This is a genomic window from Sinorhizobium sp. B11, from assembly GCA_039725955.1.
GTDB lineage: Bacteria > Pseudomonadota > Alphaproteobacteria > Rhizobiales > Rhizobiaceae > Rhizobium.
This window is the reverse complement of the sequence record CP091033.1, coordinates 750,044-771,515: the sequence shown is the minus strand read 5'-3', so window position 1 is coordinate 771,515 and position 21,472 is coordinate 750,044. Positions and strand designations below refer to the sequence as shown.

At 58.5% G+C, this 21,472-nt stretch carries 16 protein-coding genes; 7 read left to right on the top strand and 9 right to left on the bottom strand.

Features of this window, described 5'->3' with window-relative positions:
* Nucleotides 1-24: 24 nt before the first annotated feature.
* The 6 genes from LVY75_03535 to LVY75_03510 all read right to left on the bottom strand — a co-directional run bounded on the left by LVY75_03535 (nucleotide 25) and on the right by LVY75_03510 (nucleotide 6,438).
* Nucleotides 25-1,221: an aminotransferase class V-fold PLP-dependent enzyme gene (locus LVY75_03535; protein ID XAZ21043.1), complete on the bottom strand. Its 1,197-nt coding sequence runs from the start codon at nucleotides 1,219-1,221 to the stop codon at nucleotides 25-27.
* Nucleotides 1,222-1,272: 51 nt separating this feature from the next.
* The gene (locus LVY75_03530; protein XAZ21042.1) at nucleotides 1,273-1,788 is read right to left on the bottom strand and encodes a RidA family protein; all 516 of its coding nucleotides are present in this window, start codon (nucleotides 1,786-1,788) and stop codon (nucleotides 1,273-1,275) included.
* Between the two features lie 24 nt (nucleotides 1,789-1,812).
* Nucleotides 1,813-3,021: an amidohydrolase/deacetylase family metallohydrolase gene (locus LVY75_03525; protein ID XAZ21041.1), complete on the bottom strand. Its 1,209-nt coding sequence runs from the start codon at nucleotides 3,019-3,021 to the stop codon at nucleotides 1,813-1,815.
* Complete coding sequence (locus LVY75_03520; protein ID XAZ21040.1) at nucleotides 3,022-3,891, bottom strand: ABC transporter permease; 870 nt, start codon at nucleotides 3,889-3,891, stop codon at nucleotides 3,022-3,024.
* Nucleotides 3,891-4,832, bottom strand: coding sequence for an ABC transporter permease (locus LVY75_03515; GenBank protein XAZ21039.1), 942 nt, complete (start codon nucleotides 4,830-4,832; stop codon nucleotides 3,891-3,893). Before LVY75_03515 ends, LVY75_03520 begins: the two co-directional genes overlap by 1 nt.
* 79 nt (nucleotides 4,833-4,911) lie before the next feature.
* Complete coding sequence (locus LVY75_03510; protein XAZ21038.1) at nucleotides 4,912-6,438, bottom strand: ABC transporter substrate-binding protein; 1,527 nt, start codon at nucleotides 6,436-6,438, stop codon at nucleotides 4,912-4,914.
* A gap of 854 nt (nucleotides 6,439-7,292) precedes the next feature.
* On the opposite strand from LVY75_03510, the gene LVY75_03505 reads away from it, so the two are divergent.
* From LVY75_03505 to LVY75_03480, 6 genes are read left to right on the top strand one after another with little or no spacing between them, the layout of a single operon-like run.
* Complete coding sequence (locus tag LVY75_03505) at nucleotides 7,293-8,297, top strand: NAD-dependent epimerase/dehydratase family protein (GenBank protein ID XAZ21037.1); 1,005 nt, start codon at nucleotides 7,293-7,295, stop codon at nucleotides 8,295-8,297.
* A gap of 33 nt (nucleotides 8,298-8,330) precedes the next feature.
* Entirely contained in the window at nucleotides 8,331-9,506 is a 1,176-nt protein-coding gene (locus LVY75_03500) for a glycosyltransferase (protein ID XAZ21036.1), read from the top strand.
* Nucleotides 9,500-12,502 carry a glycosyltransferase gene (locus tag LVY75_03495; protein ID XAZ21035.1) on the top strand — a complete coding sequence of 1,001 codons (3,003 nt, stop codon included), beginning with the start codon at nucleotides 9,500-9,502 and terminating at the stop codon, nucleotides 12,500-12,502. Before LVY75_03500 ends, LVY75_03495 begins: the two co-directional genes overlap by 7 nt.
* 6 nt (nucleotides 12,503-12,508) lie before the next feature.
* Nucleotides 12,509-13,588, top strand: coding sequence for a glycosyltransferase (locus LVY75_03490; GenBank protein XAZ21034.1), 1,080 nt, complete (start codon nucleotides 12,509-12,511; stop codon nucleotides 13,586-13,588).
* On the top strand, nucleotides 13,585-15,327 hold the full coding sequence (locus LVY75_03485) for an ABC transporter ATP-binding protein/permease (protein XAZ21033.1): 1,743 nt from the start codon (nucleotides 13,585-13,587) through the stop codon (nucleotides 15,325-15,327). Before LVY75_03490 ends, LVY75_03485 begins: the two co-directional genes overlap by 4 nt.
* Before the next feature lie 10 nt (nucleotides 15,328-15,337).
* Nucleotides 15,338-16,486: a glycosyltransferase family 2 protein gene (locus LVY75_03480; GenBank protein XAZ21032.1), complete on the top strand. Its 1,149-nt coding sequence runs from the start codon at nucleotides 15,338-15,340 to the stop codon at nucleotides 16,484-16,486.
* Here the strand turns inward: LVY75_03480 and LVY75_03475 are convergent.
* A complete protein-coding gene (locus tag LVY75_03475) occupies nucleotides 16,483-17,397 on the bottom strand; it encodes a DMT family transporter (GenBank protein ID XAZ21031.1) in 915 nt (304 codons plus the stop codon). The two genes, LVY75_03480 and LVY75_03475, sit on opposite strands and share 4 nt — an antisense overlap.
* 298 nt (nucleotides 17,398-17,695) lie before the next feature.
* Here LVY75_03475 and LVY75_03470 point away from each other — a divergent pair, with 298 nt between their 5' ends.
* Nucleotides 17,696-18,898 (top strand): ROK family transcriptional regulator, encoded by a 1,203-nt coding sequence (locus tag LVY75_03470; protein XAZ21030.1) that lies wholly within the window; start codon nucleotides 17,696-17,698, stop codon nucleotides 18,896-18,898.
* 51 nt (nucleotides 18,899-18,949) lie between these two features.
* Here the strand turns inward: LVY75_03470 and LVY75_03465 are convergent, their stop codons facing one another.
* Both LVY75_03465 and LVY75_03460 read right to left on the bottom strand, forming a co-directional pair.
* Nucleotides 18,950-20,971 (bottom strand): beta-N-acetylhexosaminidase, encoded by a 2,022-nt coding sequence (locus LVY75_03465; GenBank protein ID XAZ21029.1) that lies wholly within the window; start codon nucleotides 20,969-20,971, stop codon nucleotides 18,950-18,952.
* Between the two features lie 30 nt (nucleotides 20,972-21,001).
* Nucleotides 21,002-21,472, bottom strand: coding sequence for a GNAT family N-acetyltransferase (locus tag LVY75_03460; GenBank protein XAZ21028.1), 471 nt, complete (start codon nucleotides 21,470-21,472; stop codon nucleotides 21,002-21,004).

Here is a 21,472-nt window from a genome sequence, read left to right as displayed (position 1 = left end):
AGAATTCGCGCCTTCAGTCTCGTATCAATCCGGCCACTTCAGCACACCTTCGAAACGTCGCTTGCTGCGGTTTTCGATCGGCGTCGCGATGATCTCGTTGGAGGCACGTGCCTTGTCGAGTTCCTCGGCCAGACGGCTGGCAACCATCTTCTCCTGACCCGGATGGAGATTGCACGGATCAAGATAGAAGTAGCGGTGCTCGACTTCGTGGTCGCGCACGATGATCGGCGGAGAACCACGGCCGAGCGCATCGGCGAGGTCCCAGGCGGTGATATGGGCCTCATCGGTATCGATGATCACGCGCATGCGATCTAGCGGATTGCTGGTCGGATCCGGCTCGATCAATGCAGTTACGCCGGGGCGGCCATCGAGTGTCTGTTTCCAGAGGTTGAGATAGCTCGTTTCACGCTCACGGATGCCGGCATGGTCACGCTTTTCCCAGGCCTCAAGTGCTGCCATGACGCCGAAGATGCTTTCCTTGCCGACCTTCATGCCACGGCCGATGCCCATATTCTGCAGGAAGGCGTTGCGCACCAGTTCCTTTTTGCCGGCAACGATGCCCGAGGTCGGACCGCCCAGGAACTTGTGACCGGAATAGAGCGCCACATCGGCCCCCTGTTCCAGGAAAATGCGCAGGTCATATTCCGAGGCAGCATCGACGATGACGGGAACGCCCTTTGCGTGGGCGATCTCGACGAATTCCTTGAGGTTCAGCAGACCATAATCCACGACATGGTGCGAAACGACATAGACGGCTGCCGCGGTCTTTTCGGTGATCGCATGTTCCATGTGGAAGCGGTGTGTAGAGGTTGCCTGACCAACCAGCACGACCTTGCCGCCGGCAAGGCGGATCGCCTGATCGACCGGCGCGCCATAGCTGACGACGTGGCCCATCTGGACGAGAACTTCGTTCTTCTCCGGAACAGGATCCGGCAGCTTCTCGATGGCGAGAAGATTATTGCCGGTGATCGCGCCCGCGACAGCAAGCGATATGCCGGCCGAGCAGGAGGCGGTGACGAAACCCGCTTCGCCGCCGGTCAGCCGCGCAATGATCGCACTTGCCTTGCGCTGAAGATCGTTGATCTCGACAAACTGCGGCAGGATCGACGACATGGCGGCAATCGCCTCGGGAACGACGATCGAAGCACCGAGGCTGGTCATCGTGCCGGAAACGTTGATGACCGGCCGAAGGCCGATCGATGTGCGGATGTCCTCAGACATGGATGTCTCCAATTTCAAACTGTTGGGCCGGAGCAATCATGCTCAGCCTCGTTAATCCCTGAGCGCGACGATAGCCTCGATTTCGACGGTGATATTTCCCGGCAGCGATCCGAACCCGACCGCCGAGCGCGCATGCTGCCCGATCTCCTCACCGAAGACATCGATCAAAAGATCCGAGCAGCCGTTGATGACGGCGGGATGGTCGACGAAGTGCGGCACCGCATTGACCATGCCGAGCAGCTTGACGACACGCTTGACGCGGCCGAGATCGCCCAGCGCCTCATGCATGACGGAAAGCAGATTGATGCCAGTGAGCCTTGCATGCGTGTAGGCGGCTTCGATGCCGACCTCGGCGCCCACCTTGCCGGCATGCATGAAGCCGTCGGCCTCACGCGGCCCCTGCCCTGACAGGTAAAGCATGTTGCCCTCCTGCACGTGGGTGACGAAATTGGCGATCGGCGGCGGTGAAGCCGGAAGTTTTATGCCGAGCGCGGCAAGCCGCTCATAAGGCGACGTGCCGATGGTGCCGGCGGTGGCGGAAGACTGGTTCACGCGAACTCCTGTCATGCGATTTTCTTTTATGCTTCGGTCTTACCGGTAGGAATAACCGTGGCTATGGCGCACCAGCTTGCGGGCGCGCGGCACATAACGGCTGGAGGTATAGGCCTCGTTGCCGATGACTGCATGCCGCGGCTCGAAGAGCTTCTTCAGGACCGACACGTCGCCATTGGAATCGGTGGCTTCGAGATCGGAATCGACGAGATCGAAAACGGTGAACTCGGCCTGAGCGCCAACCGAAAGGCGGTTGTCCATCGACAGCTTGATGACCGATGCCGGTGCATGGGTCACCGCATTGATCACCTTGTCAAAGGGCATGCCGACCGAGAGCAGCTTCGACATCGTCGTTGCCAGATCCCACACCGGGAAGTTCATCGAATGACCGTGCAGGTCGGTCGAGATCGAATACGGCAGGAGACCGCGGGCAATCGCTGCCTCCGCCACCTTGAAGGAGAAGGAAGCGCCGCCATGGCCAATGTCGAGGCGGATGCCTTCGGATGCGCAGCGTTCGGCAAGATTGAAGAGATCCTCGTCCTCCATGATGCTGGAGCCTGCCTTGCCGTTGAAGCAGTGGGTCACGACATCGCCGGGGCCGAGAATTTCCAGCACTTCGTCATAGAGCGCCGGCGGCTCGCCGACATGCACCATCATAGGCACCTTCAGGATCTTCGCGATCTTCTTGCCAAGCTTGACGGGCGTGACACCCCAGGAGCCGGTGATCACATGGCTGGCACGCACCTTGATGCCGACAATGTGCTCACTGTTTTCGGCATAACATTCGAGGATGCGATCAAGGTCGATATCCCTGATGTCGCGCAGTTCCGCGACACGGTTGCAGGCGACCAGTCCGATGGAGCCGAGATTGAGGAAGGCCTTGATGCGTTCCTTCGACGGCTCGATAATATATTCACGGAAACCGTGGAAGTTGGCCTCACCGGCGGAACCGGCATCGACCAATGTCGTCACGCCCCGTTCGACGCCGCATTCGGACGGACGGATCGAGATATCGGTACCACCGTGCCAGATATGGACATGCAGGTCGACCCAGCCGGGCGAGACGAAGGCACCATTGCCGTCAACGCGTGTTACATCATCGGCCACGGCCAGGGACGGGCCGAGCCTGGCGATCTTGCCACCCGCATCGACCAGAATGTCTATCGCCCCTTCAGGCGTACCAGCACCAAAGCCAACGGGCTTCACGTTGGTGAGAAGGAGCGGCTTGCCCGCTGTTCCACCGGTCATTTAGAGGTCCTTTCGAAGTTTGGGATCGAGCATGTCGCGCAGACCGTCACCGACCATCTGGAGCGAAAGCACGGAGAGAATGATGGCGACGCCGGGAAACAGCGTCATCCAGTCGGCCTGCCCGATATATTGCCGGCCGGCGGCAATCATCGTGCCCCAGGTCGGAATTTCCGGGCTGACCCCGAGGCCAAGGAAAGACAGGCCGGCTTCGGCGAGCATGGCGCTCGCAAAGAGGAAAGTCGACTGCACCATGATCGGCGAGAGCAGGTTCCTCAGCACATGGCGCGTCATGATATGGAAGGTCGAAATACCGAGCGCCTGCGCCGCCTCGACATAGGGCAATTCGCGGATGACGAGGGTCGAGGCGCGGACGATGCGGGCAAGGCGCGGCGCATAGACAATCGACAGCGCGATGATGACGGTCGTCAGCGACGGACCGAGAGCCGCAACAAGCGCAATCGCCAGCAGGATATCCGGGAAGGCCATCATCGCATCGATCAGGCGGGCGATCGGCGTGTCGAGGTTTTTGAAAAATCCGGCAAGTAGCCCGAGCGTCACTCCGATCGCCGCCGAAAGTGCAACGACCGCGACGCCCACGAGCAGCGACAGGCGGCCGGCGAAAATGGTGCGCGACAGGACATCCCGGCCGAATTCGTCAGTCCCGAAGAAGTACGTGCCGCTCGGGGGTTTCAACCGGTTGACGATCGAAAGCTTGGATGGCGAAAAGGGCGTAACCCATGGCGCCAGGATCGCCAGCAACACGAAAACCGTGAGGATGAGCAGGCCGAAGGCAACCGTCTTGCGCTTCAGAAGGCGGCGGATGAATTTACGGCCTTCGCTTTCGGCCGGTTTGATCGCGATATCCGTCATCAGTAGCGCACCCTCGGATCGACAAGCAGATAGAGCATGTCGATCGCAAAATTGATCAGGACGTACAGGGCCGCAATCACCAGAAGCGCACCTTGAATGACCGGATAGTCACGGCGCAGGACGGCCGACACGACGAGATTGCCGACACCCGGGAGACCGAAGACGGTCTCGGTCACCACCGCGCCTGAGATCAACACCGCAGCGGTGAGACCGAGAACTGTGAGGATCGGGATCAACGCATTCTTCAGGGCATGCTTGAGGATGACCCGGTGTTCGATCAGGCCCTTGGCACGGGCGGTTCGGATGTAATCGTCGCCCAGCACATCGAGCATCGAGGCGCGCGTGAAGCGCAGGATGAGCGCGGAGGAGACGATGCCGAGCGCAAAGGCGGGTAGTGTCAGGTGATACATGCGATCGAGGAATGTCGATCCAGGTCCTCCATATCCGGAGACGGGAAACAGACCGAAACGCACGGCAAAAATCTGCATGAGGATGAGACCGAGCCAGAAGCTCGGAATGCTGGCGGCAAACATCGCAAGCGTCGTTGCCGCCTGATCGATGAAGGAGCCACGGCGATAGGCGGCATAGATGCCGATCGGAAGCGCGATGATGCCGGCGATGACAAGCGAGAAGATCGTCAAGAAGAAGGTCGGTTCAGCGCGATCGAGCAGCGCTGACGTCACCGGCATATTGAGGAAGATCGACTGCCCAAGATCGCCCTTCAGCAACTGGCCGATATAATAGAGATATTGCACGCCGATCGACCGATCCAGACCAAGGTTGGCCCTGAGATCTGCGATATCCTGCGAGGTCGCATCGGGGCCGAGCATGACGGCGGCTGGATCACCGGGCGTGACGCGCACGATGACGAAGACGATCGTGACGACGAGGAACATCACGACGATCATGCCAAGCAGGCGCTGAAAAATGTAACGTATCATGAGGTCTGCCTCGGTGCCGGGCGGGCCGATGGAAAAAGGATACCGGCGCGAGTGCACCGATATCCCGCGATGGAGAGCGTTACTTCTTGACCGATGCGTTCCAGAAGTATGGCCACGGAGCCGGGTCGACGCCTTCGAGCTTGGTCGATTTTGCTGATACGGCGTTGAAATCGCCGATCTTCATGTAGGGCACTTCGTCGTACATGGCCTTCTGAACATTGGCCCAAAGTGCCACACGCTTCTGCGGGTCGACTTCGGAGGTAAAGGCATCGACGACGGTCTTGCGGGCCGGCGTGTCCCACCAGCCAGGCGAGCTCGGAGACAACGAACCGATCAGCGCCGGCTCCGGCAGGAAGGGGCTATGAGTGATGTAGATATCCCAGAGCTTCGGATCGGTACGGCGCTGCGTCAGCGTCGCCCAGTCGACAACCTGCAGGTCGACGGCGAAACCGGCAGCCTTCAGATATTCGGCAGCGACCTGCGCCATCTTGTAATGGAATTCATACTGGCGGCTGGTCAGAATGCGGATCGGCTCGCCAATGTAGCCGGCCGTTTTTGCTGCCGCGGCAGCGCCTTCGGAATCGGCGACATTATAATTGCCCTCGACACCGGCATCCGTATTCCAGGCGTAAGGCTTCGGATAGATATCGCCGTCGAGCGTGTAAAAATCCGTGCTGCCGAAAGCGGCGGCAAGCATGTCTTCCATGCTGAGCGCCTGGCGGATCGCCTTGCGGACCTCAACGTTCTTGGCAAGCCCTTCCTTCGTGTTGAAGACGAAGACCGGATAGCCGAAAGGCTTCAGGATGACCGGCTGCGAAGCGCTCGACGCCTTCAATTTATCGAAGGATTCGACCGGGATCGAGTCGACGTAATCGTACTGGCCGGAAACGGCGGCCTCGACGCGGGTGTTGGCATCAGGAACCGGCACGAAGCGGATTTCGTCGAGATACTGGTGGCGGGCGCCGCCATAACCGTCGCTCTCGCCATCCCGTGACTTATAGCCATCGAAACGGACGAGCTGGATATATTGGTCTGCCTTGCGCTCCTTCAACATATAGGGACCGGTGCCGATGAATTCCTTCATCGGTTCATCCTGCTTTTCGGCGGGAATGATGATGGCTGCGGAGTTGTTGAAGGCGAGCAGCGAAGTCAGCGGCGCATAGGGCTGTTTCAGCGCGATCTTGACGGTCGCCGGATCCACCGCAGTAATGGAGTCGATGAAGCTCGCAACCTGCTTCCCGCGCGAGGCGATTTTCATCCAGCGGCCTAGCGAGGCAACGACGTCTTCCGAGGTCATGTCGGAGTTATCGTGAAACTTGATGCCGGTGCGCAGCTTGATCGTATAGGTCTTACCGTCCGCACTGATTTCCGGCAGGCTTTCAGCCAGAAGCGGCGTAACATTCCACTTCTTGTCGAAAGTGTAGAGCGTTTCGAAAATGTGCTGCGTGACGATACCGACGAGGTCGGCGGTCGAGGACATCGGGTCAAGCGTCGGCGGCTCGCCGATCGTCGCGACGTTGATCACGCCACCCTTTTCCTGAGCCATCAAAGTTGTCGGCAAAGCGACCAACGCCGTGCCGAGAAGGAATGCGACCAGTGTCTTCATTTCATGCTCCCGTTTTAATGTTCCACAATTATGTTATGTCGATTTTTATAATAGAATAGCGGCGCAAGTGGTCCTGTCAATCAGGAAAGTGGCTCCATCGTTGGAAATGAACAGATGCAAGCGACCGCGATCGTTTTCGATTTTCCAATGCTTGCGCGAATGCATCATCGAATTGTAATTAGTGATTGAAAAAGGAGAGCGATTTCTCGGATTTGAGAAGTAGGTTGCTCTGCCTGCGGCGGCATGGTCACCGGTTAGTGACGCACAACAAGAGCCCGTCACCAGTTGTTATTCGCCCGATAGGGCTACCTGCCTCCAGTTCTAGCGACGTGAAACATGGATAAGGCCGCGCCGGCTCTTTAGATGGAGGAAAAGGGCCTTAAAGTTTCAATCTAGAATTAAGTCCGATTTGGAAAGCATATCCTCGGTTTCTTTAACTACTTCGCATGAGGTAGACCACATCAGACTAAAGTCCGTGTTCTGCACCGCACAAAAAAGCTAAAACGCGACCGTGTTGCTTTTAGTCGAGGACATTGTAGGTGCGTTGAAAGCGGTACTCCAAGACGGTCCATTAGATGGAGTTCACTCCGCTGGCGCTCCGACTGCATATGGAAGCGCAGCAACAAATCGAAGGAGACCTCCCTTATCTGGGGCAGATGTATCGTTGCGGCCTGCGCGACGACGCTTGGCTATGCTTTCCCGCCGGGGGATCTCCGTGCAGATTTACTACCATTATCGACATTATTCACAGTTCTTAACGCTAAATTCCCAAAAATGGACCGGAGTTATTGACGATCTTAGATCGCAGCATTCGAATATAAGCAAAACTAAACGTTCGATCCGCAGGAGAAGTCATGAAGAAAGTGCTTGTAGCAGGCGGAGCCGGTTTTCTCGGATCCCATTTGTGCGATAGGCTTTTAAATCGCACCGACATCGAAAAGCTGGTCGTCGTTGACAATCTTTGGACCGGTCTTGAGGCCAATATTTCCCATATTAGGGATCCGCGCTTCCATTTCGTGCGATCGGACGTGGAAGAGCTTCAGACGTCGGACAAATTTGACGAAGTTTACCATCTTGCTTCTCCGGCCTCGCCGCCCTGGTACATGAAGGAACCCAAGAGAACCATTTCGGCAAATCTCATCGGAGCGTACCGTCTTCTGGACCTTCTGAAAAAGGGAGGCCGCTTCTGTTTCACCTCTTCCTCGGAAGTTTATGGTGATCCTCTCGTCTCGCCGCAGCCGGAATCTTACAAGGGCCAGGTCGATTGCACCGGGCCACGCTCATCCTATGACGAAAGCAAACGCTGCACGGAGTCCCTGCTGTTCGAAATGCAGCGTACGCAAGGGCTGGACGTCAAAATTGTTCGGCCCTTCAACGTCTATGGACCAAGGACGCGGGCGGACGACGGCCGGGCCGTCTCCAACTTTGTAGCCCAGGCTCTCACAGGCCGCCCCATTACGGTGTTCGGAGATGGCTTGCAGTCCCGCAGCTGGGGTTATGTCGATGACATCATCGATGGTTTTGCGCGCTACTTCTGGATGAACGAGACGGATTACAGAGGCCCGCTCAATGTCGGCAACGATCGGGAAATCTCCGTCCTCGAAGTAGCTCAATATGTCTCGCGCCTGATAGGCGGGGTTCCGATCGTCTTCGAACCTTCGCCGCCGCATGATCCGACAAACAGACGGCCGGATTTGACGAATGCAAACTATGTGATGCCCGAATGGTCGTGCGCGATTAGCTACGAGGAAGGCGTCGCAAGAACTTTGGACTGGTTCAGGCAGGAGATGAAAATTACTGCCGCAGAGGCTGACGCTGCTCAGTCTGACACGCGCCGGCTGGCCAAGGCAGGACGTTAACCAGTTCCCCGGCATCTGGCGCAGAGTGTGGTAATGAGTGACGCCGTCCCGCGTGACATGAAAGACAATGTCTTTCCCGTGCCCATCCAGTACCTGGATCTTTTGGATGACGTCCGTGCGGATGCGCGGGCGGTCGCTGCCGGCCTGGTCGTCTTCACCTCCGACGGCCTTCCCGTCGGTCAGGCCTTTATCAAAGGGCCAGAAGAGCTGACCGAACTGGCAGCAAACACCGTACTGACGGAAACCACTGAACACGCCCGGATTGTAATGCAGACGCCGATCAGGAACCGCGACGTCAGCCTCCTGATCTGCACCAAGGACCGGCCGGATGAACTGGCCAGATGTCTCGCATCGATCCCGAGCCAGTCTCTGTCGCCGGTTGAGGTCATCGTCGTCGACAACGCCTCAGCCGGCGACGGCACGCGCCGCGTCGTGGAGGCGGCCGGCGCGACTTATGTGCGGGAAGACAGAATAGGCCTGGACTTCGCCCGCAATGCCGCCGTGCGCGCGGCAAGTACCGAGTTCGTGGCCTTCACGGACGACGACGTGGTCCTGCATGAACGCTGGCTGGAAAACCTGATGAAGGCCTTTGACCGGCCCGAGATCGGATGCGTTACCGGCCTTGTCCTTCCCGGAGAGCTTTCCACGCCCGCGCAACTGATCTTCGAAACCCATTGGGGATTTGGCAGAGGCTATAAGCGCCTGGATTTCGGTCCCGACTTCTATCGCCAGAGCGCACCATACGGGGCGCCTGCCTGGCTGATCGGCGCTGGCGCAAGCCAGGCGTTCCGCCGTCAGGTGTTCAACGATATCGGATTGTTCGACGTGCGGCTGGATATGGGCGCGGCGGGATGCTCGGGTGATTCCGAATTCTGGAATCGACTTCTGCATCACGGTCGCACCTGCCGCTACGAGCCGACAGCGGTTTCCTGGCATTTCCATCGCAAGGAGATGAAAGGGCTCGCCAAGCAGATCCGCCAATATATGAGTGGCCATGTGGCTGCCTTGCTGGTCCAGTACCAGAACACCGGAAACCGGGGAAATCTGCGGCGCATCCTCGTGGCCCTGCCACGATACTATTTTCGAAAGTTGAAGAAACGGCTGCCCAAGGGAGCGACCTCGGACGACTTCTTTCTCAAGGAGGAAATGCTGGGATGCGTCAACGGCGCCTGGTATGTCCTGCGCCGCTGGAAGATGCCGGCATGGTAACAGTATCGCAGCCTGTCATATCGTTCCTGATCCCCGCATATAACGCGGCGGAAACTCTGGCCGACTGCTTGGGCAGCTTGCAGAGACAGTCGGTGTCTAACTGGCAGGCGGTGGTCGTCGACGACGGTTCGAAAGACGACACCTGGAATGTGCTCGAAGGCCTGGCGAAATCGGACAGCCGGATCCTGGTCCATCGTCAGGCGAATGCCGGCGCATCTGCAGCCCGCAACGCAGCCGCCCGTTTTGCGACCGCTCCTCTGCTGTGCATGCTCGACGCCGACGACTGGCTGGATCCTGCATTCATTCAGAACATGCTGCCGGTCGCCGTCGATGGTCTGAAACCGGTCATTGCCTATTGCAGCTATCGCCGCGTCAGGCCAGACGGCCGAAAGCTAGGCGTCGAGACACCCCCCGATCTCACAGGAGACAGGGCAAAGCGGGAATTCTCATCGTTCTGCGCTCTAGCGATTCATGCAGTGGTCTTTCCCAAGGACCTTTTCGTCCGCATGGGCGGTTTGGATGTCGAACTGCAGACTTGCGAGGAATGGGATCTCTGGCTCCGCATGGCATTTGCGGGAGCTGCGTTCCGAGAGGTCGAGGGATGCTTTGCCTTCTATCGCATGAAGACCGGTTCTCTCTCCAGAAATCCGTTTAAAACGGTGAGGGATGCAATCCGCGTTACCACCAGCGCGCAAGAGCTGCGCTTGAAAGAGGGGCTTTCGCAGTCCAATGAGGACGCCCAATGGACCGCGCCTGCTCTCGGTCAATTGCGGATGCTCGCCTGGGCCGCTTCCGTCAACCTGTGCACGGGAACCGATCTTGCCGAGCTGGCGAAACTTCTGCCCGAATTCCCGAACGCTTCCGGCTACGAGAGCTTCCTGGCCGAGGTGATATTGCACGGGTTGAAGGTCGGCCTGGCAGTTGAACGTGATTCCGATCTTGTCGAATTGCTTGAGCGCTGGAAGCGCGCGTTCCTCGAGCTGGTACAATTGCTTGAGCGGCACTCTCTTCCCGGAACCGGACGCCGGATAGAAGAGCTCACTGTCTGGCCAATCTCTGCAGCTGACATGTCTCGCTCCTTCGCGCTCGGCCATCTCCAGGTGGTGGCAACCGACATCGGCAAGCTAGCCTTGATCAGAAAGGCGGACGAGGCCGATACGCTGCTGCTGCATCTCTATGCCGGTCGGCACCATGTCGGATCGCATGTCGCCGCCCTGTGGGGAGACTTATCCATCCGCGCCCAAGCCGATCTGATCATCAATGAACTAAAGACTGCAGATCGTTTACCGACACCTTTGACATTTTCCTATGCGCGCACCTGGGCAACTGGAGCCCTTCGCAATGCGAGGGTTTTCAGCAAAATTATGAGGCAGCATCGCGGACGGCGAAGGCAACTCAACCATCTCTTCAAAACGATCCAGGTAACCGCACTCGTCGGGCCGGCAGCGAACGCGCGAGAGGATGACGCGGGCTTGCCCGAGGCCGGCTCGCATTCCAGGCATCCACTCGCCGTAGCCGTGACCAGTGACGAGTCTCCTGAAGTGGAAGACAAACAAGCGTATCTATCCGAAGCTGCGACGAAGAAGGAATATTGGGAACGTTTTTTCGAGCGCCCGGACCCCTGGAATTATGTCTCAGTATACGAACAGCTCAAATACGAGCAAACGCTGAGCCTCATTCCTGATGATGTCGGGAAGGCTCTGGAGCTCGCCTGCGCTGAAGGACTATTCACGATAAAACTCGCACAAAAGGTGGGTTTCGTGATGGCTGCCGACATTTCCAGCCGCGCCGTTGAAAGAGCAACCGAGAGATGCCGCGACCTTCCGAATGTGGAGCTTCGCGTCCTTGATTTCGTCGAAGGCGAACTTCCGCCCGAACAGGATCTGATCGTCTGCTCGGAGGTCCTCTACTTCATCGACGATGAAGCAAGCCTCGAACAAGTATGCCGGAAGATCGCCGCCGCCTTGAAACCGGGGGGCTGCCTTGTCACGGCACACGCCCATCTCCGGCGCGACGAGCCCGACAGAACCGGTTTCGACTGGGACAATCCGTTTGGCATGGGGACGATCAAGAAGGTCCTGTCAAACCTGCCTGATCTTGTGCTTGAGGAAACAATCGAGACCGAGCTTTACGCAATCCATCGGTTCGCAAAGCGCGATACGGCAACACCAGTCGTGCATATCGCGGCCCATGGCGTGCCTCTCGATGCGAACGTCGCCAAATACATTATCCGGGGACCGGCAGGCGTCGATCGCGAGGTCGCGTGGGCGAATGAGGTCGTGACCTCGATCCCGGTGCTCATGTATCACAGGGTCGCACTTGACGGTCCGGACTCGCTCCGTCGCTTCCGGGTGCCCCCGGAAACCTTCCGTCAACAGATGCAGTTCCTCCGGCGGCAGGGCTACTATGCGCTGACGGCCGAGAGCCTGACCAATCTGTTGCGTCAGGGCAAACCTATCCAGGGCCGACCCGTCGTTCTGACCTTTGACGACGCCTATCTCGATTTTTTCACCGATGCCTTTCCGATCCTGGCGGAAAACGGGTTCAGTGCAGACGTCTTCGTGGTGACGGATAAGGTGGGCGGCAGGTCGGATTGGGATGCCCGCTACGGGGATACGGCACCGCTGATGTCCTGGGGCGATATCCAGAGCCTGCACCGACAAGGCATCCGCTTCGGGTCTCATCTGGCGTCTCACAGGCCGGCAAGTTCGCTTGATAACGCTACGTTGCTCGACGAGGCGGCTCTTTCGCGCGACGCACTGGAAAGCCGGCTCGGCGAGCCCGTGAGGTCCATCGCCCTTCCCTTCGGTTCCACCGATTTTCGTGTTCCCGGCATCCTTGTTCGAGCGGGCTACGAGATCGGCTTTTCAACCAAGCATGCAAGGACGAGCTTTGCCGACCATCCCTTGTCCCTGCCACGCCTCGAAGTTCGCGGCGACCTTCCTCTCAAGGCCTTTGCCGAAATGATGGGCCAACCCGACGCTTTCATCGGATAGCGCGCCATGAATGTCGATCACCTCCCCTTGGTCACTGTTGTTATTCCAGCCTACAACGCTGCAAGGACGCTCGTAGACACACTTCGAAGCGTCTCAAGCCAGACCCACGAACGCCTGGAAATCCTCGTGGTCGACGACGGTTCGGAGGATGGGACCTACGAACTGGCAATCGATTATCGGCTCCAGGATTCACGCGTCAGGGTCCTGAGGCAGGAAAACGGCGGTGTTGCTCGCGCCCGCAACGCAGCAATCGGCGAAGCGATCGGCAGCTACATTGCCCCCATCGACGCCGACGATCTCTGGCATCCGCGCAAAATCGAATTGCAGCTCCGGGCGCTCGCAAGCCTTCCCGACGGGCGCGGCGTCGCCTACAACTGGTATGCGGCCATCGACGCGAATGGCGTGATTTTCGCCCATTCGAGCCCGGTCTCGTACAAGGGCGACGTCTTCGAAATCATGATACGGGAAAATTTTATCGGTAACGGCAGCACGCCGCTGATGCCGCGTGCTGATGTCCTGGCATGTGGTGGCTACGACCCGTCGCTGCGCGATCAGGATGCGGAAGGATGCGAAGACCAGAGGCTTTATTTGGCGCTGGCCGAAAGGCTGCCTTTCACCCCAGTCCCTGATTTTCTGACGGGATACCGTTTCACCCAGGGGAACATGTCGAGCAATGCCTGTCGCATGCTGAGATCACATGCCCTGGTGATGGCAGAGGTAAAAAAACGCCATCCGCATCTTGCCGCCGCCGCCGCCACCGCGGAATTCGATACGGCGCGATGGTATTTCCATAAGGCGCTTTCCAGCAAAGACCATGATCAGCTCAGAAAGCTCGCGCCGATGATTGCCGGGCGGTTCCCCGTGAGGCTTGCTAGACATGGGGCCAGCCTTGTCTGGCACTCAGCCAAACGCCGGGCACGACGATTGGCAAGACGCCTGATCGGGAAGCGCCCTTTCCCGCAGGCCGCAGATACAATGGCCGTCATCGCCCTCCCCGAGAATGGCACCTCATTCCATGCCCGTTTTGAAACGGCAGCTGTTGGTCAGAGCGGCGTCTTAGCCAAACCCCGCGGGAATGGCTTATGACAACGCAGCAAGACTCCGTTTCCGCCAAGTCGGCCGGACCCTTCAATTTGGTCATCGCAGCTCGATTCCGTGAGCTTCTGAAACTCGTGCCGTCACTTCGGCTGAAGACGTCGGTGATGGTCGTGATCGGTATCCTGAGCGGCCTGATGGAAATGGTCGGGATCACCTTTCTGGTGAGCCTCGTTTTTGTTCTCGGCCAGCAAAGCCCCTCAACCGGCGCTGCGATCCCTGGGCTTCCGGCATTCTTCGGTGGGTTTGAAGCTGCGATATCGAAATCGATGCTGGTCGCCATCCTCGTCTGCGCGATCATCCTCAGGATCGTTCTTGGCTTCGCCAATTCGATCATCGCGAGCGCCGTCAGCCATCAAATCAGCGGCAGCATCCGCAATCGTCTCTATTCAAAAATCCTGACGATCCCATTTCAGCGCTTTCAGCACTACGAACGCAGCGATCTCATGAATGTCATCGCAACGGAGTCCTATGCGGTGGCCTCCGCTCACGCGAGCCTGGTTCGCCTGGGAATCAATCTTGGGACCATCATCATCTTCGGTGCCGGGATGCTCGTGATGGCATGGCCGATCGCCGTGCTCGGTCTTATTTTCGGTGTGGTCCATAATCTGACCCTCGGCCTGTTTGCCGAGACCTATCGGCGCACAGGCGCGGCCGCCATCTCGGCGATGGAGGACCTGACCCAATTAACCTGGACCACATTGCAGACCGTAAAAGCGGTGAAAAGCTTCGGCCTGGAAAAGCGCCACGAAAGCAGTTTCGATGCCCTTTCAACAGATGTCGGGAAAACCTGGTCCCATTCCGACAAGATGGGTGCGATAACCTCGCTTTTGAGCGAGGCGCTGACATTCGGCGTAGTCCTGACGATCATTCTGTCGTCGCAATTTCTGCCGGTGGATTTCCGTGCAGCCTTATCGGCAACCATCCTCCTCTACAGGCTTCAACCGTATATCAAGGAATTCGATTCCCAGATCCTTGGCCTGCATGCCCTGGAAGCCCCCTTGCAGAACGTTATGGCAGTAATTTCCGAGGCGGACGATGCCAGGCAGGTTGCCTGCGGAGAAAAGCTCAGACATCTGCAGCAGGAGATCGTTTTCCATGATGTTTCCTTCTCTTATGAAGGCAGCAGCGCTCCCGCCGTCAGCCATGTGAGCTTCTCCATCAAAACAGGAGAAACAACCGCACTGACGGGGCCAAGCGGCTCCGGCAAGACAACGATTCTCAACATGCTGCTCGATCTCATCCAGCCGAGCGAGGGGCGCATAACCCTCGATGGCCGGGATCTTTCAACCATCGAGCGACCGAGCTGGTTGCGACTGCTCTCCGTCTCGGGCCAAGACGTCGAGTTGATGGAAGGCACGGTTCTGGACAACATCCGGTTCCGCCGGGAAATTTCCGAGGAGGATGTCCGTTGGGCGGCGGATATGGCTTGCGCCACAGAATTCATCGAGAAACTGCCCGCCGGCTTCGACGAATGGCTGGGCGATGAGGCAATCAGGCTTTCTGGCGGCCAGCGGCAACGCATTGGCCTGGCGCGCGCACTTGCCGGTCGGCCTGAAATATTACTCCTCGACGAAGCCACCAATGCGCTCGACGAGGCGACCGAAGCGCGGGTGCTTTCCCTCCTGCTTGGGGAATATCGGACCAAGACACTGATCATCGTCACTCACCGATCATCTGTCGCCAGCCTGATGAAGCATCAAATCTGCCTCGTCCCGGCGGGGATATAAGGAAGAACCGATGGACCGAGGTGATGCTTTTCATTCCACCCAACCGTTGGTTTCGGTGGTCATTCCAGCCTTCAACGCTTCCCGCTATATTGAGCGCACGCTTCGGTCCGCTATGGCCCAGACCTATGCTGCGCTGGAGATCATTGTTGTCGACGACGGCTCCACGGATAACACGGCAAAACTGGTTGAGCAGATAGCGATGACGGATTCACGGATCCGCCTCCTGTCCACACCAAACCATGGTGTCGCCGCCGCAAGAAATACTGGAATCGATGCATCATCAGGTCGATATGTGGCATTCCTCGATGCCGACGATCTCTGGCACTCGACGAAGATCGAGAAGCAGGTAGACGCTCTCATCCGCTTGTCGCCGCGATGGGCCGCGGTCTATGTGCTGCATTATATCATCGATCAGGATGATGAGATCATCGGGCTCGGCGGCTCCAAGATCGCAAGGGGCTATATCTACGCCCGGCATCTGAATTTCAAATATGTAGGTAACGGAAGCGCGCTTCTCGTCCGACGGGACGCTGCGCTTGAGATTGGCGGGTTTGATAGCTCATACGCTGCAGAAGATATCGGAGGCTGTGAAGACCTCGATTTCGAACTCAGGCTTGCCGCGCGTTATTGCATGGAAGTCGTTCCCGAACGCCTGGTGGGATACAGGAAATATCCCGGCAATATGTCGTCCAACCACGCGCGGATGGGTCGAGGTGTTTTGGAAGTAATCAAGCGCTCGATCATCGCAAATCCGCAGCTTCCGAGATACGCGGCCAGAAGTGCTATCGCGCTTACTCAAAAATATGCGTTCCGGCAGTACAGAAGGGCAAGGCACCTGCGTCTGTCCATCGTGACCGCCTGGGCGATTTTTCAAAACCCGCGGTTCATGCTCAGCTTCGCATGGCAGGCTTACCTGCTTGTCATGAAGCAACGCCATGTTCCCAAGCCAGATATCGCGAACGGTGAGCGGCAATTGAAAAAGTCGAAATTCGACGAGCAAATCCTGCTTTCGGTTGAAAGCCCGGAGGAGACCCCGCGATCACGCCACCATATGATGCGACTGACTGCGGCGGATGCCAAGCTCGGTGCAATCCATGTGGGTGATGAGCACGTAGACCTGCCCATCGGTGAAATCACCACAGGACCGCGTGACTTCTAATGCCCATCGGGCGGAACGTCGGCTTTGGGCGTAACATCCACGATGTTCTTGCGATGGAAGATGAAGAGGCCTGCCAGAACAATGATAACGGAGCCGATCAGAATCTGGCTGTCCGGCAATTCGCCGAAGAAAACATAGCCCAGCACGATTGCCCAGAGCAGCAGGCTGTATTGAAGCGGGGCAAGGAGGGAGGCCGGAGCGAGCTTCAGCGCGCGCGTGATCATCAAATGCGCGCTGCCCGCGACGACACCCAGCGCCAGCATCGCGATGAAGTCGAGGGAGGACATTGAGCGCCAGTCGCCAATGCTCAGGATTAGGCCGGTGACCAGGGCGCCGACTGTCTGCCATGTTACCAGCGTCGCATCGCTGGTTTGTCGCAGACGACGGCCGAGGATCAATGTCAGCGCGAAGGACAGGCTGCCGATCAGACCGAAGATCGAGGGCCAGGATAACATTGCCGTTGAAGGTCTCAGGGCTACCACGACCCCGACAAAGCCAATGATGACGGCTAGCCAACGACGCCAGCCGATGGTTTCGCCAAGGAAAAAATGCGACAGAGCGGCCACGTAGATAGGCCCGGCCATGTAGAAAGTCATGACGTCGGCGAGCGGAAGGTAGGCGACCGCGGCATAGAATAACGCAACATCCCCTGTCGTCAGAATGACCCGCAGGACCTGCAGGGGCACGCGCTCGACCTGAAACAGCGTGCGAGGCCCTTGCCTGGCAATCATGGGTGCAAGGATCAGAAAGGAACCGAACGAGCGGATCACCAGGACCTGACCGACCGCAAAGCTCGCCACCAGCCATTTGCCCATGGCGTCATTCAAGGAAAATAGGAGATCTCCGAGAAGCATCAGAAGCACGCCGAAGAGTACTGCGTTTCCAGCGGTGCGGCTGATGCTCAAATTCATGATTCGCCTCAATTGGTTAGGCATTCCGCCTGCCATAGAACTTCATCCTGACGCCGTCGATCCTGGCAGACGATTTTCACGACAAATCTCTTATCATTCAGGGGAATTCGATGCCCTGTCCGGCACCGTCAACAGCATCGACGCCTGCGACACCGTCGTTAAAGTGATACTTTAAGAGCCGACGAAACAATCGATATCAACTGTCGTCGCGATCGCATTGAAAAGACTGCACACTTCTGCCCTTTCCCACATGATCGTCTTGTGGCAATGGTGATATTCAACTCCTATAAAAGACACCATGAAGGCTATTTCAGGCACCAATCTCGAGCAGGCCAAGTCACACAACAGGCGTGTCGTGATCGAGGCTATCCGCACCAATGGTCCGCTGTCGCGCGCCGCAATCGCCCGCATGACAGCGCTGACGGCACAGACGGTATCGAACATCGTCGAGGAATTGCAGCGTTCCCATCTGCTCGTGCCCGCCAAAGCGCAGAAGCTTGCGCGCGGCCAACCGATCATCCCCTATTCGATCAATCCGCACGGCGCCTATTCCATCGGTCTCGAACTTGGCCGCCAGCGCGCCAGCGGTGTGCTGACTGATCTCTCCGGCGCCGTGTGTGCACGCATCGAGCGCCATGTCGAACATCCCGATCCCGAACAGGCCATGCCAGTCCTCGGGTCTATTGTCGAGGATCTGCAGCAGGCCTTCTCCTTCGACCGTAACAGGTTGCTGGGTGTCGGCATGGCCCTGCCCGGCCGTTATGCGGATGGCGGCGTCACCTCGCTGAGCCCACTGAACCTGCCCGGCTGGCAGGACTTCCCGGTTGGCTACGAACTGGAACGGCGCGTCAAGGTCCCGGTGCTCGTCGAGAATGACGCGACGGCGGCGGCCATCGGCGAACGCCTGCATGGTGTCGCCCGTGGCTTCAGCAGCTTCGTCTATCTCTTCCTTGCGGGTGGCGGCGGCATCGGCGCCGGCATGTTTCTCGATGGACACCTCTACAAGGGCAGCCGTCACAATGCCGGCGAGATCGGGCACATCATCGTCGAGCCGCATGGCCGGCTCTGCAGCTGCGGCAAGCGCGGGTGTCTTGACCGTTACGTTTCGCCGACCGTCGCTTATGAGGTTATGGGCATAACCAACGCGGATGAGCTTTCGCCCGACGATCTCGACGCGCTAATCGCCAGCAGTGGCGATGGTCTCGATACATGGTTGGATCAGGCCGTGCAGCCGTTGCGACAGACTATCGATTTCCTCGAGCTTGCCTTCGATCCGCAGACAATTGTGCTCGGCGGCAGCATCTCGACCATCATGATGCGCCGGCTGGCCGAGCGGCTGGAGCCGTTGCACGTACCGATCGACCCCGCTGAAGAGAGAACCATTCCGCGTGTCATGATCGGCATGACAGGCAAGGATACCGCGATCCTCGGAGCGGCCGCCCTGCCGATCTTCTCGGAGACCAATCCTCGCTTCGACGTGTTGCAGAAGCCGGTCGGCTGATCTCCTCCTCGACCGAGAGGTGAGATCAGCCGTCTCCGTTTCATCAATCGATCAAGACTGCTGCAGCCCGTAGAGCAGTGGCATCAGCCCTGCGAGTGCCTTGAAACGTTCCCAGGATTTCGCAGACGGCTTCGTCCAGCCCGTTTCGGCAAGTGCCGAAAGACGCGGGAAGACGAGCCGGTCAAAGACGGCACGATCCGTCATCGGCTCGGACCAGATGCAGGCCTGGATACCGCGAAGCTTCTGCTTCTGAGTTTCAGTCCAGCCGCCCACCGGATCGAACGTATAGATCTTTTCGGCATCCGAGGTGCCGGCCCAGCTCGCACCCGGCTCGTCCCAATCCGGCCGCAGCGCCATGTCCAGATAATAGACCTGCCCAGGGCAGACGACGATCTCATAACCGCGATTGGCAAGCTCGGCGGCGACTTCGACATTGCGCCAGCTGCAAAGATAGCTCTTCGATTTGTCGATGACATCGCCATGCGCCGCTTCTTCCCAACCGCCGGTGATGCAGCCCTTGGAGGCAAGGAAGCGCTGAACCCGCCCAAGAAACTCGGCCTGCAGGTAGGCAGCACCAGAACCGTGGATATCGTCGGCACCATGAGTATTGGTAATGACATTCAGGCGCTTCGCATGCGCATCGGCAACGTCGTCACCGGCGAGCGAACGCAGATTTGTGAGCGCCTCCGGTGAGCCTGACCAAGCGCCGAGCGGCACTTCGTCGGCACCGATGTGGATGGTCTTGAAGGGGAACAGCTCGATGAGTTCCGAGAAGATCGTTTCGATTACCTCATAGGTCTTTTCACGAGCGGGGTTGATGCAATTATCGGGGAAGCCCTGGACGGAATAGTAGCTACCGGCTTCCTGCGGATCTCGCAGCTCCGGTATGGCCTGCAACATTGCGTAGCAGTGGCCGGGTATATCGATCTCCGGAACGATTTCGATAGCGAGCCCCTGGGCGTAAGCGACGATTTCACGGATGGCGTCCTTGGTATAATAGCCGCCTGTACGGGCAGGGCTGGAGCCGAGCAGCGGCGGCAGGGCAAGACCGTGGCCGCGCCACGCACCGATCTCGGTCAATGCCGGATATGCATCGATCTCCACGCGCCAGGCCTCGTCATCGGAGAGGTGCCAGTGGAAGCGGTTGAGTTTGTTCCAGGCGAGTACCGCCATCAGTTTCTTGATTTCCGCCTCGCCGTAGAACTGACGAGCAACATCCAGATGCAGACCGCGCCAGGCCATCGATGGTTCATCGACAATTTCGCCTGAAGCCGGGAACTGGAAAGTCTGCGGATGCAGGCGCGCACCCCGCCAGATCTGGCCAAGGGTCACGAGGCCGTAGAGAAAGCCGGTCTGGCCATTTGCCTCGACGGTGATCGCCTCCTCTTCGAATGTCAGCCGGTATGCCTCGGGACTGAGACCGGCGGACTTCTTCAAGCTGACAGTTGCAGCCCCTTCCGCAGGCGAGCGGACGATACCTTCGACGGCAAAGAGATGGGAGACCAGTGTCTTAAAGCTATCAGCTGCAGCTATCGCATCCGCATCTTCAGCCTGCAGTGCGAAGCCTGCCGGCAAGGGTCGCCGTGAAGCGACAGCCACATGGTTCGGCCAGGGAATGATCGAAACCTGCACCGGCGCCATGGCCGGCACGGGGAAAATCTCCGCGCCACGCTTCAGGGGCGCATTGCTGGCAGATGACCGCGTGGGCTCGATCCCGAGCGAAACGGTGCTACCGTCGGCAAAAGCGAGATAGGCGCTGGTCGCACCATCCGTCCAATGGCGAAACTGCCAGCTCAGCGCGTGGACTGATATCGTCCAGGTCTCGCCCTTGCCGAGAACGAAACCTTCCGGCGGCTGGAATTCGGTGAAGTTCGACAGCCTTTTTAAAACGGTTGCCCCCTCCACACGTCCAGCGGGATCGACCCGTCCTGGGCCACTGACGCAGAGCGAGAAGCCCGAGAGTGGCTCGGCGGCCAGATTCTTGAGCTGCAGGACATAGGAGAAATCCTTGCCGTCGGCTGGTGGATTCCAGAGAGTTTCGAGCCGCAAGGCCGGATGTCGCGGTTTGGACATGATTGCTTCTTTCTGTTCGGACTGTCGTTATCAGCTCTTGAGCATGCCGGCATAGATGCCGGGAGCGGAATCGGGGATGGGAGTGGCGCCGACGGCTTTCTCGTAAAAGGCGGATGGGCCGACATCGCCGATGATCGCATAACCATAGCCCATGGTCTTCAGGTCGTTGAGGCTGGCAAAGAGCAGCGCCCTGCCGACGCCGAGCCCCCGCATGCTTTCATCGACACCGGTCGGCCCGAAGAAATCGGGAGCGGTCGCCTCGTGGCAGGCAAAGCCGACGAGCCTGCCTTCGCGCGTAGCGATGAAGCAGGTCGGCGGCTGGCGCGTCATCGCAACCGTTGCCTCGCTTGCCCACGCGTCGCCGAAATGCTCGCCGATCCAGCGGACAATCAGCTTCAGTTCAGGAGGCAGTGCCCGGCGGATAGTGACGCCCGCTTTTGCCATCGCGTCGGGTGATTTTGTGTCCTGCGGAAGAGTGGACAGGTTCACGAGATAATCCAT